This window comes from Photobacterium sp. GB-50 (genome assembly GCF_003026755.1).
Lineage (GTDB): Bacteria > Pseudomonadota > Gammaproteobacteria > Enterobacterales > Vibrionaceae > Photobacterium.
In genome coordinates, this window is record NZ_PYNX01000003.1 from 104,158 (window position 1) to 120,303 (window position 16,146).

A 16,146-nucleotide genomic window follows, 5' to 3' on the forward strand; every position below is an offset into this window, starting at 1 on the left:
GTGTTTCCACCAAATATATGAGATTTAAACTTAAGAAAGCGGCAAAGGCCGCTTTCTGGAATACTTAATTAAGCGATTAAAGACGCTCTGCAATCATAGCTTCAAGTTTACCTTGGTCAATTGCGAAGTTACGGATACCTTCCGCTAGTTTCTCAACGGCCATTGGATCTTGATTATGTTCCCATAGGAACTCAGCATGTGTCATTGCTGCCGGACGATCTTTCAGATCAGTTGTTGCTTTTAGTTTCTCAACAACCTCACCTTGTGCTTCTTCTAGTTCTTGAAGAAGTTGTGGACTAATCGTTAAACGGTCACAACCTGCTAGTTCAAGAATTTCACCAGTATTACGGAAGCTTGCGCCCATAACTACGGTATTGTAACCGTGTTCTTTGTAGTAGTTATAGATATTCGTTACAGAAATCACACCTGGATCTTCTTGTGGTGCAAAATCACGACCTTCTTTCGCTTTGTACCAGTCCATAATACGACCAACGAATGGCGAAATAAGGAATACGCCAGCTTCAGCACAAGCACGAGCCTGCGCAAAAGAGAATAGAAGCGTTAGGTTACAGTTGATACCTTCTTTTTCTAGGATTTCCGCTGCACGGATACCTTCCCAAGTAGAAGCTAGTTTGATTAGGATACGATCGTTGCTGATACCAGCATCGTTGTACATTTTGATAAGTTGACGTGCTTTAGTAACACTGCCTTCTGTATCGTAAGAAAGGCGCGCATCAACTTCAGTTGAAATACGACCTGGTACAACGTTAAGAATTTCTTTACCAATGTTTACTGCAAGCATGTCGCAAGTATCTTGTACTTGTTGTGCTTTATCATCACCTTGCGCTTTTGCGTAAGCGATAGAAGCATCTATAAGTGGTGCGTATTCAGCGATTTGGGCCGCTTTTAAGATCAAAGATGGGTTAGTTGTCGCGTCTTCTGGTTGGTATTTTTTTATGTCTTTAATATCGCCAGTATCTGCTACAACAGTAGTTAGTGCGCGTAGTTGTTCTAATTTTGTGCTCATATCTATTGACCTTATCTATAGGGCTCATGCCATGCCAGCCACTATTTATAACGTGAAATGCTGTCATGCTCAAAAGAATTTATTACTTATTCTTAACCTGTTCATACAAAGCCATTTACACACACTGTGAGCGAATGGTTTATGTAAGAGCATTTGATAAATCGATAATTGACTTTTTCCGTGTTTTTGTCAATTCAAAATGCGAATAAATCCTGTTTGGATCCCAATAAAAGTGGGGCTAATTTAAGTTAGCCGCGAGATATTGCTCCCGACTACGATTACTTTAGTTTTTAATGCTGATCATATGATCTTTAAGTTGAGCATGTGCTCATTCTTGAGAAGGTAAACGAATAAAAATTCTACAAAAACAAATAGGGTAAAAACATCTAACGTGTTCTAAAGCGATAATAAAAAAGCCATTAACACTGAGTTAATGGCTTTTTTTACTTAGAGATGATCAAAAAACGACATTAGAAATTGTAGTTAACACCGACATAATACATCGTTGTTTCTGAATCGATGTTTAAATCTTTATCATTGTCCGCTTTTTCAAGATCTGTTGATAAGTAGTCAATACCTGCACGAAGATCGATATGTTCAGCAACGGCAAAGTTAACACCCGCACCCGCAGTCCAGCCAAAACCATCAACATCAATATCGTGACGGTTCATATTGCCGATGCCATCGTAATCGCCATCCACAGCAACGTAAGCAACACCAGCTTTCGCAAATAGGGATAACTGATCATTAATTGGCATCATTACGCGAGGAGTCAGAGTTGCGTAACCTTTTTTAATGTTATCTTGTTCGCCAGTTTGGCCTAATGTTGCTTCTAGACCAAGATTTTCAGTGAAGTTGTAACCACCGTATAAGCCGTATGCAACTACATTTTCGTCGTAGTTATGTTCCCAATGGTCAGCTTTAAGATCCGTTGTTGCATTACCAAGGCTTGCACCTACGTATGGACCTGTCTGATCGGCAAGTGCTACGCCAGATGCTGTTGTAAGAACAAGTGCTAATGGTAATAGAATCTTTTTCATCATAATTTCCTTTATGTTTTTATTGGTTTTTCAAGAGTTAATACTCTAACTCTTGAGTGTCACTAACTGCTGATGGGGAGAATATGATGCATTCACAAGCTAAATGTCATGGAATTGAAAGGTGTTTTATTGTACGGATTGATTTGACGTTGAGTTAACAATTTACGGACATGACTCAAACAAAACGTACACCGATTGCATTGGTAGTGAATGAATGACATTAAAATACATATTTATAAGCAAGTTTTATTGCTTTTGGTGAATGAGTATTCAATGCGCGTTATCTAGAAAAACTGAAAGTCAAAAAATAGTTTATATAATTACTATGAATTCAATCGCAAATTGACATATGTTTCGTGCTACAAACCTGACGCGTATTTTTTATCCGGTATGGTACCTATTACTCAAAAAAGCGTAGTTACGTTTTTGACTGTTGTAATGGGGGAAAAAATGGGATTGATGATCAGATATTTTCGGTATTGGCTTTTTTTGTTGGCTGTAATGATTTCAACGTTTGCTGCAGCAAAACCCCAATATATAAATCCAATACCACTTGCCCAACTTATTAATACGCCAGTTTCAAAAGTTAATGAACAGACTTTTGAACTGCCAGTGATTACTTGGGGCGCAGATATTAATACGATTTATGCGAATGGTAGCCAATCGATCACCTCAAGTAATTCTCTTTTTTCTAGTTATGGACTGAAATTTAGATTAAGTCGAAATGATAAATTTTCAGATCAGCTCACGAATTACTTATCAGGAAAAACGCCATACCTTCGCGGAACATTAGGGATGGTTAATGCTGCTTCTGATTTACTTGTCAGCAACCCTTCTGTTACCCCTATTATTATTCATCAATTATCTTGGTCATCAGGTGGTGATGCTTTAGTTGTTAAACCAACTATTCGTACCGTGGCAGATTTAAAAGGTAAGACGATTGCGCTTCAAGCGTATGGTCCGCATGTGGATTATATGGGAGCTGTATTAAAAGATGCAGGATTAACACCTGATGATGTCACCATTAAATGGTTGCCCGATCTTACTGGAACGAATAATAGCCCAGCCAGTGCGCTATATGAAAATGATGTCGATGCTGTATTTGTAATTCTACCTGATGCGTTAGCACTGACATCGGGGGGAGCTGTAGGTACTGGATCTGAAGATTCGGTTAAAGGCGCGAAGATATTAATGTCAACTAAAACGGCTAACCGAGTGATAGCGGATGTTTATGCGGTGCGAGCGGATTATTTTAATAGCCATCGCAGTGACGTAATGAATTTTGTAAAAGCGTTAAATAGCGCAACAGATGAAGTGAAGGTTTTGTTTAATAATGCGAACGCTCAAAACGCAAAATTGACACCGTTATTGTCTTATTCTGCTGATCTGTTGCTTGATTCTCCCGATGCAATAGAAGATATAAAAGGGCTTTATGCTGACGCAGAGCATTTAGATATTAACGCTAATAAGCAATTGTTTAGTGACATGGCGTACCCAAGAAATATTACGAAAGTCAGTAAAGAAATCCAAACGACGTTAAAGCGACTCGGTTTAACGTCAGCTTCCTCACTTCCTCAATTAGCAAATTGGGATTTTACCCAATTAGGTGCTGATATTGAGTTTAATAATAAATCACGTTTTAACAGTGAGCGTGTCGCTTCAGTGGTTGCAAAGAAACAGCAACAGAATTCATTGGCAGATGGCGAACTGTTTTCTTTTGAAGTCGCTTTTCAGCCTAACCAAAACAACTTTAATTCGTCGCTATATCAAACAGAGTTTAAGCGTGTAATTGAATTGGCCTCTACTTATGGTGGTGCGGTGATCACTGTTGAAGGTCACAGTGATCCTTTGAAATATTTACGCTCTAAGAAAAAAGGCGAAACCGGTGTGGTGTTAAACCGCATTAAACAATCCAACCGCAATATCAGCTTATCGCGTGCGCAAAGCGTTAAACAAAGCGTATTAACATACGCTACCGATCAAGGCATTGCTTTAGATGCGAGTCAGTTTGCTTTAGTTGGTCATGGTTTTGGTAATCCAAAAACAGGGATGTGTGGCAATGAACCTTGTGCTCCTGCAACTGAATCTGAGTGGCGATCAAATATGCGTGTCGTCTTTCGTATTATTCAGTTAGAAGCTGAATCTGATGTATTCCAACCTTTATAAGTGGGCATGATATGAGATTTATAATTTATTCTTGCTGCCTTATTGCTTTTGCTGTGGTGTTTTTTAAACCGAGCTCTGGGGTTAACTCGACAGGATCAAAAGACAGTAGTGCACAGATAAAAAAAACAGATGCATCAAGTGGATATGGATTTGACGCATTAAAAAATGATTGGCCAGCATTAAATAATGATAATGCACTCGTTTCCGATAATTGGCTGGCGACTAACTACCTACTAATTTTTGATGGTAGCGGTTCGATGGATAATACTAATTGTGGTAATGGGCAAAAGAAAATTGTCGCGGCAAAGCAAGCAATACAAACTTTTATTAACGATATTCCTAATTCAGCCAATGTCGGGTTATATGTTTTTGATAATAAAGATGCGTCATTGCGTGTACCACTTGGCAATAATAATCGAGCGACATTAAAACAAGCGATTTATGACGTAACAGCTGGTGGTGCAACACCATTAAAAAGCTCTCTAGATTCGAGCTACGCAGCATTAGAGCGTCAAGCCAGTAAACAATTGGGTTATGGGGAATATAACGTTGTGATTGTTACCGATGGTGATGCAAGCCAGGGAGAAAACCCACAACCTGCGATTAATCGTATCTACCGTGACTCACCCGTTACCATTCATACCATAGGCTTTTGCATTGGTGAGCAACATGCGCTTAATGCAAAAGGGATCACCTATTACCAATCGGCTAATAACCCAGAAAAACTGTTAGCAGGGCTAAAAAATGTATTAGCAGAATCTGCAGAGTTTGATGTCGCTAGTTTTAATTAAGAAAAAGGTCATATATGCAAAAGCATAGTAAGTTTGCTCTTTTTATTTTAGTGCTAGGGGTAATGGGTTTAATTAGCTATAAGTTTTTACAGCCCCATATTGATGATCATGTTTATGCTGATACATCGGATGCGCGTAATACCAAAGGTGTAATAAAAATAGGGATGGATAACTGGGTTGGCTATTACCCACTATGCTCTAAAGAAATGCGACGATTATTACGCAATGAAGGTTATCGTTTATCTTGTATTGATGATGGTGCTAATTACTCCCAACGTATGGAAGGTATAGCTAACGGTGAATTAGATTTTGCCGTTGCAAGTGTGGATGCTTATATTACATCTGGTAAAGTATACCGTTACCCAGCCAGTATCGTAGCTGTCATTGATGAGTCACATGGTGGCGATGCTATTGTCGCGAATACCGATGTTGTTACGTCGATTAATGATTTGAAAACGAATAAATCCTTATCGATTGGTTACACTCATGATTCACCCAGTGAACACTTACTGAGCGCGATATCTTCTCATTTCGATCTTAATCTTTTTAAATCTAACAATGTTAAACGAGTTGCGACTGCTGGCTCAAGCGATGCGTTATCACAATTAATCGAAGGCAAATTAGATGTTGCTGTATTGTGGGAGCCTGACGTGTCAACCGCGCTTGCCGAAGGTAATTTTGAAACCATTATTAGTACTGATGATACGAAAAACTTAATTGTTGATGTACTTCTTGCCAATAAAACCGTGATTAAAAATAAGCCTGAAATACTTGATCGCGTATTAGCAACCTATTTTAAGGTACTTAAATATTATCGTGATAATCCTAATGTATTAGTTCAAGAGCTCGAAAGTATTACAGACTTACCGAATACTCAAGTTAAGCAGTTGCTTAACGGTGTACGATGGATAGGGCTCAACGACAACGTCTCTGCTTGGTTTAGTCAATCCCAGTTACTACTCGATACCATCGATAGCACTATTACAATTATCAATGATACATCAGCAACGCCACAACAGTGGTTACCCAATAATGATCCTTATAGGATAATACATTCCCCTCCTATTCAAACTGTACAACAAACACTTAATGATATTGCTTTAAATGAACCATCACACAGGCCAGTTAGCCAAGTATTTGCTGCATTAAGTGCAAAGCAATGGGCACATATGAGTGAAATAGGCACGTTGAAAACCCGTCCAGTTATTTTCTCTAGTGGTAGCGAGCGACTGACACCAAACGGTCAGCAGCAACTTAATCTTACTGCTGAAAGTTTATCGCATTACCCGAATTTTCGAATTCTAGTTGAAGGTCATACGGGTCTACGTGGTGATAAAGTGTTAAATATCGAGTTATCAGCCAAACGCGCAAAGGCAGTAAAAAGCTATTTAGTTAATCAACTCGGCTTTGAAGCCAGTCGTATTCATGCTGTTGGTAAAGGAAGTGATGAACCATTAATTCAATTAAGTGGGGAAAGTCAGCGCCGTTATGCCAATAGATTAATGCGCGTTGAAATTGCGTTGATGAGTGAAACTTATTAAAAGGAAGTAGATTGGATATTCTGTCGCCTCAAGCTATTAAAAATCAGGTAATTTCAAACAGTATTCAACACCCGATTGTTATATATAGTGGTGTGGTGGGCGCGATTGGAGCCGTATATAGCTTATTGTTCTCTGGTGAGTTATTGAGCTGGGGAGTCACGATTGCAGCTACTGCATTATGCTTTAGTAAATTACTGTGGGGATATAAGGTTAATTATAATTCTCATGCTAAGGCTATTGTTGAGAAGTATCATCGCAGTTTATTACAACAACGAGAGCAAACGCTGGTTGATTTAAAGCAAGAGCTAAGCCAAATAAAACAGCAAGATGCGCTAAAGCAAGTTGATCAATTAGGTTTAAAATTCAATGCGTTCCAGCAGGTATTAGATAGGGTCTTAAATAAAGACGAATTAGCGTACTCACGCTATATCACAATGGCTGAAGCGGTCTTTGTTGGAGCGTTAGATAATTTGCAGACAGTGATTGTAAATACTAAAGCCGTCTCAGGTATTGATATTGACTATATTCAACAGCAACTCAGTGTTCTTAATTGCCAATTAACACAAATCACATCGCCTCAAATCTTATTAGAACAAAAAATAGATGCTTTGCAGCATCGAATTGTTATCTATAAAGATGCTCATCAGCATATCACAACCGTATTAATCGAAAACGAACAAGCAATGACAGAGCTTGATCGTGTCACAACGCAACTTTCTCAAATATCGCTTCTTTCATCGCAGCAAGGAATGGAATTAGAAACGGCAATGGAAGAGTTACGTCTACTTGCACAGCGCGCACAAAAATACAGTACTCGTTAAGGATGAACAATGGCACAGGAAAATACGACTCTTATAGTAGCGACGCCTGATACGGTAAAACAAGCCTTAGATATTCCAGTATCAGTTCCTGAAACTCACGATAAAATCAGTACGAAAGTAGAAGAAACCGTTTCAATGTTATTAGCTATCGGCGAACGTGATTTAACGCAGCAACGAGACATGACAAACTTGATGACCTCTTTAGGTGAAGATAGTTGTCGTCAGTTAGCTCAATGTAGCCAGTTATTGAAAACCCCATTGCATACGTTAGTTGATGATGCTCAAGATGGTGGTGGAACAGCAAAAAGCTTATTAGACTTGCAACAACAAGTGAATGCGGTTAACCCCAATCGTACTGATTTTACCATGGGCACGATACGACGTTTACTCAGCTTTCTTCCTTTTGTTGGAACCCCTATAGCGAAATGGTTTTCACGTTATCAAACGGCAGAAGGGGTGATTAAGGATATTGTGCAATCGCTTAGAGGCGGTCAAGCACAATTACAACGTGACAATATCACGCTTGAAGCCGATCAAATTCGTTATCGTGAGCTAACATTTCTGCTTGAAGATTATGTTCGTTTTGGTCAATTGCTTGACGAGAAAGTAAATCAAACAATCGAGACAGCCCAAAATACAGAAACCAAAGTTAAGTTTTTACAAGAGCAGGTGTTATTTCCATTACGTCAGCGTGTGATGGATTTGCAGCAAACATTGGCTGTTAATCAGCAAGCGGTGATTACCACTGAAGTTATCATGCAAAATAACCGCGAGCTTATTCGAGGTGTTGATCGCGCGATAAATGTGACGGTATCTGCGCTTGAAACAGCGTCAGTCATGTCGATTGCACTTCAACATCAGAAAAAACTATTAGATGCGACCCAAGCTGTTAATGACACTACTAATGATCTGATATTACAAACCAGTGAGCAACTTCGAGATCAAGGGGTCAGTATCCAAAAACAAGCTTCTGAGAGCCAATTAGATATCAGTAAGTTAAAACAAGCCTTTTCAAATATTAATGCTGCATTAAATGATATTAGCCAGTATCGAGTTAAAGCTTTACCGCAAATGGCACAATCTATTTTAGAAATGGATCAATTAACCGAACAAATGGAAAGCCGTATTAAAGATGCTGAAAAGGGCAAAGACATTCAACAGAACTTGTCTCAGTTAATTGAACTTTAATCTTTGAAAAGGAATTTAAGATGGAAAATGGAATCAAGAAAAATTTACTACCAGCGAACGGCACGCATTGGAAAAAATGGTACGTACCGTTAGAAGAAGAAAATGCCACCATTAGAGAATGTTTAGCGACTCAAGCTCCAGTGGCTGCTGGCAGCGCAGATATACCATTGATTGTGAGATTAATTGAGAATCCTAAGTTTGATATCCCTGGGATCAATTTATTTAATGGCGCTGTTAGCTTAGAAGATCATGATGTTATTCACCTTTTATTAGGGCGGGGAATGCTACCGAAAGATGAGGCATTTGTTATTGGTTTTACGATGGGCTCATCAAATCGAATGTCAACGGCAGAAAAGAAGATGTACGCGTTTGCTGCTAAATATTTATACCCAGGGCCGTATAAATTTTCTGATGATGATATTGCTGTATTTAAGAAAGCGGCGCATCTTGGATACGTTTCTGACTGTCAGCCATTAGATACCATTAATTGTGCAGAACTAATGGATTTAAGTTTAAAAGAAGCGCGTCAGCGAGTCGGGATAGAACCTGATTTACTGGCGGCTTATTATCAGATTGAAAGTCAGCGTTTTAGTCAATTTGAAGAATGTTTACGTATAACACCTCAAGGTCGAGAAAAACTTGAAGCACAGATTAATGCTGAAAAATTAGCAGGATAAATAAAATTAGAACTTTTTGTGTATGATATTTAAGTAAAAATGCGCGCTAAAGCCTGTTTTTTAAACGAATGGTGGATTTGTTTAAAAATAGGCTTTACAGGTGAGTGATTGCTAGGTATTATTCGCGGCACTTACGGAGAGATGGCTGAGTGGTTGAAAGCACCGGTCTTGAAAACCGGCATACGTTTATAGCGTATCTAGGGTTCAAATCCCTATCTCTCCGCCATATTCTAGAGATTCGATTTATCGGGTTTCATAAAGAATTGGAGCGGTAGTTCAGTTGGTTAGAATACCGGCCTGTCACGCCGGGGGTCGCGGGTTCGAGTCCCGTCCGCTCCGCCAATACAACGAAGCCCCGTCAGAAATGACGGGGCTTTTTTGTATCTAAAATTTAAGCTGTTGTTGGCATGTATTGATGCACCTAGCCGAGGTCGAGAGTCCCGCAGGAATGTCCGCACTGCTTTTCGCTAACATAATGCTGTCTTAGTGTGGTGATCTTGTTAATTAAAAAATACCGCTAACCAAATCGTCAGTTTATTTGGTTCTGTCCAACTTACGCGGTGCTTTTGGTGAGCTGGAATATAAAGGTGATCGCCTTTTTCTATACGTTTAATTTCACCATTGGTAAAACTCACTTCAGCTCTTCCTTCTAATACGATAACCCATTCATTTTCAGATTGATCGTACCATTCATCTACTGGTGTTATATGTCCTTGCGAGACAATGCGCTCAATTCGTACCGAATCGGTTTTAAGTAAGTCGGTAAACTCTTCATTATCAAGTTTAGCGGGTAATTGACTAAAAATATTCATCATGTCTGTTTTCCGTTAACAGGTGGTTGAAGCAAGTTTTCAAGTTCTCAATCAATACTGGTATGTCATCAATGGAGGTATTACCAAAGCCAAGTACAATACCCTGCCAGTTTCGAATAGTATTCGGCAGCTCATAATAACTCAGTGGTCGTACAATAATATTGTGCTGAAAAGCCTCTTCACAAAATTGTTTTTCACAGACGTTCTGGTGCCATCTTACGGTAATATGAAGCCCCGCAGCTTGACTGATCACTTCCCATTGCTGGCCAAAACCGTCTTTAATACTTTGGAGCATTTGTTGATGTTTTGCTTGGTATAGCCGGCGCATTTTCCGAATGTGACGAAGCAAGTGTCCGTGATGAATAAACTCCGTCATTGCTAATTGAAGCTGGGCTTGCGTTTCACCGCTGAGAGCATCTTTTATCTCAAGGTAACGAGGAAGAAGAGCTTGAGGGACGACCATATAACCAAGACGAATACTGTTGCACATCACTTTACTAAAAGTACCAATATAGATGATATTCACATTGATATTGGTTTGAGCTGCAAGTCCTTGTAAGGAAGGATAAGGGCGGTGAGCATATTGAAATTCACTGTCGTAATCATCTTCAATAATGGTCACATTATGTTGGCTTGCCCACTTTAGTAATTGGATCCGTTGAGAGATATTAAGTGTTGTGCCTAATGGATATTGGTTGCTGGGGGTAATGTAAATGGCTTTCGCTTTTGTTTTCGATAACTGTTGAAGGTTAATTCCATCGAATGGAGTCACTGAAAGCGGTGCTATTTTTACATTGCATAAGTTAACCACTTTACGCATTTGAGCATAACCGGGATTTTCAACAAGGACTATATCGTTAGGCTGAGTGCTTGCCATTATTGCCATGATTAATGCTTGTTGTGCCCCCGATGTTGAAATGATCCTATCGGCGGTGACATCGACAGAGCGTGATGTTTTCAAGTAATGCGTTAATACTTCTCTAAACTCCCACTCACCTTGTAGATCGTTACAACCAAGAAACTGTGTTCGATCAAACTGTTGTAGATAAAGACGTTGCCACTTTTTTCTAGGAAATGCGGCAAGATCTGGTACGCCAGGAGCAAAGGCATTATTCGTTGTGTTTATTTGTTGTTTGGTTGTGGGTTGTTTAAGTGAATCTTCACTGCTCGTTGTCGTGAGGTAATGATCTGGTAGGGTGGCTGCGACATAAAAACCGCTACCTGCTTGGCTACAAATATAACCTTCAGCAACAAGTTGGTCGTATGTGGCAATAATCGTATTACGACTGACATCGAGTATTTGTGCTAGATGACGAGTTGATGGCAACTTACTGTTCTTCGGCCAATATCCTTGGGTGATTTTATCGCGAATAGCATTAAACAAACTCTGCTGGCGCGAGCCTTGATGATGGCAAAGGGTTAAATCTCCGGTATCAATTAATGTCAAACTGGATCCATCCATTATTCAAAACTGGCTCTTACCTACAGTACCAAAGTTTGATGTTATGTCTATCAGAAGGAAGTGTAATTGTGGAACAATAGGAGAGATTGCGATGTTATCAAGCACAAATAGAACGACGATAAAGAAAAATCCGAATAAAGCCGTTTTCGAGACAGAAAAGCTCTATCAAATAATTGACGAAAGCTTACTTGCACATATTGCTATTGAGCAAAATGAGCAACCTATTGTTATTCCGATGCTGGTATGGCGAGTTGATAATAATATCTATGTCCATGGGGCTAAAAATAGCCGTTTAATTCGCGCGTTAAAAATGGGGAAATCTTGCTGTTTAACATTTACGTTATTTGATGGTTGGGTACTTGCACGTTCTGCATTTCATCATAGTGCCCATTATCGCTCAGCAATGGTCTTTGGACAGTTTGATGCTATTGATGATAACCAATATAAAAATGCGTTACTGAACCACTTTATTGAGCAAATCGCACCGGGACGAAGTGAATGTGTACGACAAGGTAATGAAAAAGAACTTACTGCGACGGAATTACTCATGATGCCATTAACAGAGGCGTCAGTAAAAATTGGCTGTAATGGAGTAAATGATGATGAACGAGATATGGATTTATCCGTTTGGGCAGGAATTATTCCTTATAAAACGGTGATTGGCCCATTACAAGATGATGAGAAAATGGCCAGTGGAATCGATCAACCTGATTATTCTTTAGCGTATGGAAATCGATGGTATAAATAAACACGATCAGAAAAACTAAGTCCAGATATAGATTACTGGACTTAGTTTTCGGAGTATTAGCAAGATCGATTTAGGTCAAATTATGCTTGATGATGCTTTCTTTGACCTTCTGTCGTTAAACGTGCATTACCATGTGAATGTGCACGACGTTTGCCTTTACATGTTTTCATATCGCCCTTAGCCATTGTAAATCCTTAATTATTAATAGAACAAAGAAGATATTTGTATGATAAATATTTTCTTTATTAGTGCAAGTGACAGCTTTGCAGCTAAGTTATTGATACTGTAAATTAAATTATACAAAGTTCGCGTCTTTAATAAGAAATAATGGCAATTGTTTTCGCTATTTAATAAGCAACAAAAGAGAATTAAGGAATGTGCTCATTAGATTGAAAATAACGCTAGCGAGGAGATGAAAACTAGCGCTAATTATTTTAAGTCATTTCTTAACGAGTAAGAAAAAAAGCCTGATAACTTAATGCTGGAAGGCGTTATCAGGCTTTTGTTACTCTATTCTATATAAATTTATTCCTCCCAGCGTACCAATGTATCGCTAGGCCAATCATGTCCAATATCCGAGTATTTTTGCTCGAGTACATGACGTTTAATTTTAAGGGTTGGTGTTAAAATACCATTCTCAATTGACCAAGGCTCTTTGATCATTAACACACCTTTGATCTTTGCGTGAGACTCTAGCTCGCGATTAATCGTTTCTATTACATGATGAACGCGTTTCTCGTAACGTTTACGATCAAAGTTAGGGAAGTGATGCGGGAGTGCTAATAAAATAGGGGCTGGCATTCCAGAACCGACTAAACACATCATCTCGACGTTACTAAGTTCAAACAGACGTTTCTCAATTGGTACGGGCGAGACGAATTTCCCTTTAGCCGTTTTGAAGGTATCTTTTTTACGACCTTGGATGGTGAGGTAACCATCTTCATCAATAAAACCGATATCACCAGTATGTAACCAGCCTTCGCTATCAAAGCTTTCTTTGGTTGCAGCATCATTATTGTAATAACCGGCAAATAGGCCTTTACTACGTACTAATATCTCATCATCTGCGGCAATTTTCAGTTCAACGCCTGGGCCTGCATTACCAACACTACCGACTTTGTCACTACGGTATGGGTGGTTTAATGTGCTATAGGCAAAAGATTCTGTCATACCCCAAGCTTCGGTAATATTGAGGCCAATACTTTCATACCAACGTAATAAACCCGCAGAAACGGGAGCAGAACCACAGCCTAATACTCGCGCTTCGTTAAGCCCTAAACCATCAGCGAGCTTGCGCTTTATTAAGCCAGAAATAAATGGAATCTTAAGTAACAGATTCAGTTTGGCTGGTGGTAGTTTCTCTTGAATTCGTTGTTGGAAAAGCGTCCATAAACGCGGGACAGAAACAAAAATAGTAGGGCGGTGCATTTTTACATCATCGATAAAGGTATCAAGAGACTCAGGAAATGCCACTTGAAGACCAGACATGATGGATGAACCAAAAATGTAAACCCGCTCAGTTATGTGTGCGAGTGGGAGATAAGAAAATAACCGCTCTGTTTCACCTAATCCAATATGATTGATTATTTGATGTGATGCCCAAGCAAAAGCGCCATAGGTCAGCATCGCGCCTTTAGGAAGTCCAGATGTGCCCGATGTATAAACAATCGACATTAATTCATCATCAGTATGTGCTGGACGTTCCTTGCTTGGGGCATGTTGTTCAATCAGCGTAGAAAAATTATATTTCCCTTCAGGTGTTCCTGGGTAGCTAAAAGAGATCGTCGGTATATCGGATAGCTTTTGTGTCACGCTATTGATGGCATCAGGGCTATCAAGTTTACCGATAATCACTAATTTACTGTCACTATGAGTAATGCAATGCTCAATGGTATCAGCCCCAGCTGTTGGGAAAATAGGAACACTGATATAACTACCTAGCATCATGGCCAAATCACAAATAAACCATTCCGCACAGTTTTTAGAGACGAGAGCAATACGCTCGCCCGGTTGGATCCCCAGTGCACGAAAGGCGCTGACTAGACGTAAAGCCTTATCTGCAACATCTGCATAGGTGTAGTCAACAAATTCACGGTTGATAATTTGGCGAAGATAGATATCAGTAGGACGTTCTTCTGCCCATTGTAGGATCATGTCATTGGGTAGCAGTTGAGCCATATTAGTTTCCCTTAAATGGTTTGCTACAAGGATGAAATCGTTCGATGACATCGTTTGTTATTATAATGTTAAATTTAAAGCGTATTTTAGGTGCTAGTCAAGGTGTTGCGTAAGGAAAATCAGTGAGCTAAACAGACAATATTTTAAGTTCTGGTGAGTGACTCGGGTATTTATTATTATAAAATCAATCAATTATTTAAAACGCTTGTATGAAAACAATTCTGATTATTTATAGAATAAATTAATGACTTTGTATCAGATTTGTTAACACGATCATGTTTGTTTTGTTGTTGATAAAGGCGATAATAAAAAAGTACTTTTATTGTCGCTTAAAAAGATGACAACTGAATGTAATTTTGCGCCTTTTGGTAGAGTGTTTGATAACGCGATGACGTGCGATCTTGTGATTCACAAATACTGAGTAAATCTTCAATGAAATAACCTAATGCTCGGTTTTCGATGGTTTTGATTTGTTGCTGTATTATTAGAGGTAAATCATCGTAAATGGAAGCTGCACCAAAATCGCCAACCAGAATATTGGCATGCTCATCAAAGAGGACGTTATGGGCATAAATATCACCATGAGCCACACCTTGGTTTTGCATATGTTCAATCACGTTTGTCATTTGTGACACTATTTTTGTGATTTGCTCAATGGTTAACGTAAAGCCGTTAGGAAAGGTATCGCGCGTACAGGTTTCAAACGTTGGTGGTAAGCCTAAGTTTTTAAAGTGCGCAGGGATTAATGCCATAACCAGCGCTAAATGTTTGGGGTCTGTAACGTGTGCTAATGACTCTACAAGGTTTGGGTGACGGCCTGTTTTGAGACAAGCGTTTAATTCATCTTGCGGGTAACCGTCAGACGTCACCTCACCTTTAAAAACTTTAACTGCGATATCTGCTGCCAGTTGATGGGTATTATTTTTCCATTCGGCTAATGAAATAACGCCAGATGCGCCTTGTCCTAGCACTGATCGTAACGTGTAATCATTCGGTACCACTTCAGGCAATGTATTGTTTACCTGCTGATGGCGATTAAAATCATTACCAGAAAAGGCCAGCCACGCGAGTTTTGGCAAATTAAGCAGTTGAGTTGGAAATGTTTGTAAGCGGTTAGCAGATAAACGGATCAACTCTAAATTATGTAGTTGATCCATTGTGGTTGGCAATTCTGTGAGTTGATTACCTGCTAATGCAAGTTTCTGCAGGCGGGGGCGTAATCCTAAACTTTGTGGTAATTGAGCGATATTATTATCGGTTAAAATCAGCCACCGCAGTTTTTGAGGTAACGATGTTTCATCAACGGTAGTGATCTGGTTTGATTTAAACCCGATCATTTCTAAGTTTGGGCAAGCCCCTAAGACCTTCGGTAACTCGGTAAAGCAGTTATTTGACATAAACACAATGCGCAGCTTGGTTAGCTTGGCAAAGTCGTCAGGTAACTGGCTCAGTTTGTTATCCGTTAAATCTAGGATTTCCAAACTATTTGCTAGCGAAAGAATTTCGAGAGGAAATGTGGTTAATTGCTGCGAAATTTTTAGTCGGGAAATATGCGCCAGTTCACCAGAGCGTAGTTGTTCTAACGTATGCAAAATCTGTATACCTAATTATATGAAGAGTATTGTCTCTATTGTACCTTGTGTAGTGTGAATGCCAATTAACGAAATAGCGATAGGTATTTTAATGACTTATCTA

General features: G+C 39.3%; 14 protein-coding genes and 2 tRNA genes. 9 read left to right on the forward strand and 7 right to left on the reverse strand.

The window, feature by feature from the left end; genetic code table 11:
- Window positions 1-76: 76 nt before the first annotated feature.
- The gene (gene tal / locus C9J41_RS05525) at window positions 77-1,027 is read right to left on the reverse strand and encodes a transaldolase (RefSeq protein ID WP_107207343.1); all 951 of its coding nucleotides are present in this window, start codon (window positions 1,025-1,027) and stop codon (window positions 77-79) included.
- Window positions 1,028-1,497: 470 nt separating this feature from the next.
- Complete coding sequence (locus C9J41_RS05530) at window positions 1,498-2,070, reverse strand: outer membrane protein (RefSeq protein WP_233219114.1); 573 nt, start codon at window positions 2,068-2,070, stop codon at window positions 1,498-1,500.
- Between the two features lie 498 nt (window positions 2,071-2,568).
- Between C9J41_RS05530 and C9J41_RS05535 the strand changes: the two genes are divergently transcribed.
- The 8 genes from C9J41_RS05535 (at window position 2,569) to C9J41_RS05570 (ending at window position 9,593) form a co-directional block, all read left to right on the forward strand.
- On the forward strand, window positions 2,569-4,233 hold the full coding sequence (locus C9J41_RS05535; protein WP_233217705.1) for an ABC transporter substrate-binding protein: 1,665 nt from the start codon (window positions 2,569-2,571) through the stop codon (window positions 4,231-4,233).
- Between the two features lie 11 nt (window positions 4,234-4,244).
- Complete coding sequence (locus tag C9J41_RS05540) at window positions 4,245-5,024, forward strand: VWA domain-containing protein (protein ID WP_045148438.1); 780 nt, start codon at window positions 4,245-4,247, stop codon at window positions 5,022-5,024.
- Between the two features lie 14 nt (window positions 5,025-5,038).
- Window positions 5,039-6,565 (forward strand): phosphate ABC transporter substrate-binding/OmpA family protein, encoded by a 1,527-nt coding sequence (locus tag C9J41_RS05545; RefSeq protein WP_107290646.1) that lies wholly within the window; start codon window positions 5,039-5,041, stop codon window positions 6,563-6,565.
- Between the two features lie 11 nt (window positions 6,566-6,576).
- Window positions 6,577-7,386, forward strand: coding sequence for a hypothetical protein (locus C9J41_RS05550; RefSeq protein WP_107290645.1), 810 nt, complete (start codon window positions 6,577-6,579; stop codon window positions 7,384-7,386).
- A gap of 9 nt (window positions 7,387-7,395) precedes the next feature.
- Complete coding sequence (locus C9J41_RS05555; protein WP_105061550.1) at window positions 7,396-8,574, forward strand: toxic anion resistance protein; 1,179 nt, start codon at window positions 7,396-7,398, stop codon at window positions 8,572-8,574.
- 20 nt (window positions 8,575-8,594) lie between these two features.
- Window positions 8,595-9,251 (forward strand): hypothetical protein, encoded by a 657-nt coding sequence (locus C9J41_RS05560; RefSeq protein WP_052955886.1) that lies wholly within the window; start codon window positions 8,595-8,597, stop codon window positions 9,249-9,251.
- 135 nt (window positions 9,252-9,386) lie between these two features.
- A tRNA-Ser gene (locus C9J41_RS05565) sits at window positions 9,387-9,477 on the forward strand.
- A 39-nt stretch (window positions 9,478-9,516) separates the two neighbouring features.
- A tRNA-Asp gene (locus tag C9J41_RS05570) sits at window positions 9,517-9,593 on the forward strand.
- A gap of 158 nt (window positions 9,594-9,751) precedes the next feature.
- On the opposite strand, the gene C9J41_RS05575 is transcribed toward C9J41_RS05570, so the two are convergent.
- Together C9J41_RS05575 and C9J41_RS05580 are read right to left on the reverse strand one after the other, a co-directional pair.
- Window positions 9,752-10,066, reverse strand: a complete 315-nt coding sequence (locus C9J41_RS05575) for a cupin domain-containing protein (RefSeq protein ID WP_107207341.1) — start codon at window positions 10,064-10,066, stop codon at window positions 9,752-9,754.
- A complete protein-coding gene (locus C9J41_RS05580; RefSeq protein WP_199190629.1) occupies window positions 10,050-11,525 on the reverse strand; it encodes a PLP-dependent aminotransferase family protein in 1,476 nt (491 codons plus the stop codon). The genes C9J41_RS05575 and C9J41_RS05580 overlap by 17 nt, the downstream gene beginning before the upstream one ends.
- A 91-nt stretch (window positions 11,526-11,616) precedes the next feature.
- Between C9J41_RS05580 and C9J41_RS05585 the strand changes: the two genes are divergently transcribed.
- Window positions 11,617-12,273 carry a pyridoxamine 5'-phosphate oxidase family protein gene (locus C9J41_RS05585; RefSeq protein ID WP_107207339.1) on the forward strand — a complete coding sequence of 219 codons (657 nt, stop codon included), beginning with the start codon at window positions 11,617-11,619 and terminating at the stop codon, window positions 12,271-12,273.
- A gap of 80 nt (window positions 12,274-12,353) precedes the next feature.
- Here C9J41_RS05585 and C9J41_RS05590 read toward each other — a convergent pair whose 3' ends face one another.
- The 3 genes from C9J41_RS05590 to C9J41_RS05600 form a co-directional block, all read right to left on the reverse strand.
- Window positions 12,354-12,458, reverse strand: coding sequence for a 30S ribosomal protein THX (locus C9J41_RS05590; RefSeq protein WP_005366407.1), 105 nt, complete (start codon window positions 12,456-12,458; stop codon window positions 12,354-12,356).
- Between the two features lie 340 nt (window positions 12,459-12,798).
- Window positions 12,799-14,451, reverse strand: a complete 1,653-nt coding sequence (locus C9J41_RS05595; RefSeq protein WP_107207338.1) for an AMP-binding protein — start codon at window positions 14,449-14,451, stop codon at window positions 12,799-12,801.
- A gap of 329 nt (window positions 14,452-14,780) precedes the next feature.
- On the reverse strand, window positions 14,781-16,043 hold the full coding sequence (locus tag C9J41_RS05600) for a leucine-rich repeat-containing protein kinase family protein (protein ID WP_107290643.1): 1,263 nt from the start codon (window positions 16,041-16,043) through the stop codon (window positions 14,781-14,783).
- Between the last annotated feature and the right edge of the window lie 103 nt (window positions 16,044-16,146).

Bases quoted from the DNA above. Each gene is read 5' to 3' on its own strand.
- tal (WP_107207343.1), bottom strand. From the start codon at position 1,027: ATGAGCACAAAATTAGAACAACTACGCGCACTAACTACTGTTGTAGCA.
- C9J41_RS05530 (WP_233219114.1), bottom strand. From the start codon at position 2,070: ATGATGAAAAAGATTCTATTACCATTAGCACTTGTTCTTACAACAGCA.
- C9J41_RS05535 (WP_233217705.1), top strand. From the start codon at position 2,569: ATGATTTCAACGTTTGCTGCAGCAAAACCCCAATATATAAATCCAATA.
- C9J41_RS05540 (WP_045148438.1), top strand. From the start codon at position 4,245: ATGAGATTTATAATTTATTCTTGCTGCCTTATTGCTTTTGCTGTGGTG.
- C9J41_RS05545 (WP_107290646.1), top strand. From the start codon at position 5,039: ATGCAAAAGCATAGTAAGTTTGCTCTTTTTATTTTAGTGCTAGGGGTA.
- C9J41_RS05555 (WP_105061550.1), top strand. From the start codon at position 7,396: ATGGCACAGGAAAATACGACTCTTATAGTAGCGACGCCTGATACGGTA.
- C9J41_RS05560 (WP_052955886.1), top strand. From the start codon at position 8,595: ATGGAAAATGGAATCAAGAAAAATTTACTACCAGCGAACGGCACGCAT.
- C9J41_RS05575 (WP_107207341.1), bottom strand. From the start codon at position 10,066: ATGATGAATATTTTTAGTCAATTACCCGCTAAACTTGATAATGAAGAG.
- C9J41_RS05580 (WP_199190629.1), bottom strand. From the start codon at position 11,525: ATGGATGGATCCAGTTTGACATTAATTGATACCGGAGATTTAACCCTT.
- C9J41_RS05585 (WP_107207339.1), top strand. From the start codon at position 11,617: ATGTTATCAAGCACAAATAGAACGACGATAAAGAAAAATCCGAATAAA.
- C9J41_RS05590 (WP_005366407.1), bottom strand. From the start codon at position 12,458: ATGGCTAAGGGCGATATGAAAACATGTAAAGGCAAACGTCGTGCACAT.
- C9J41_RS05595 (WP_107207338.1), bottom strand. From the start codon at position 14,451: ATGGCTCAACTGCTACCCAATGACATGATCCTACAATGGGCAGAAGAA.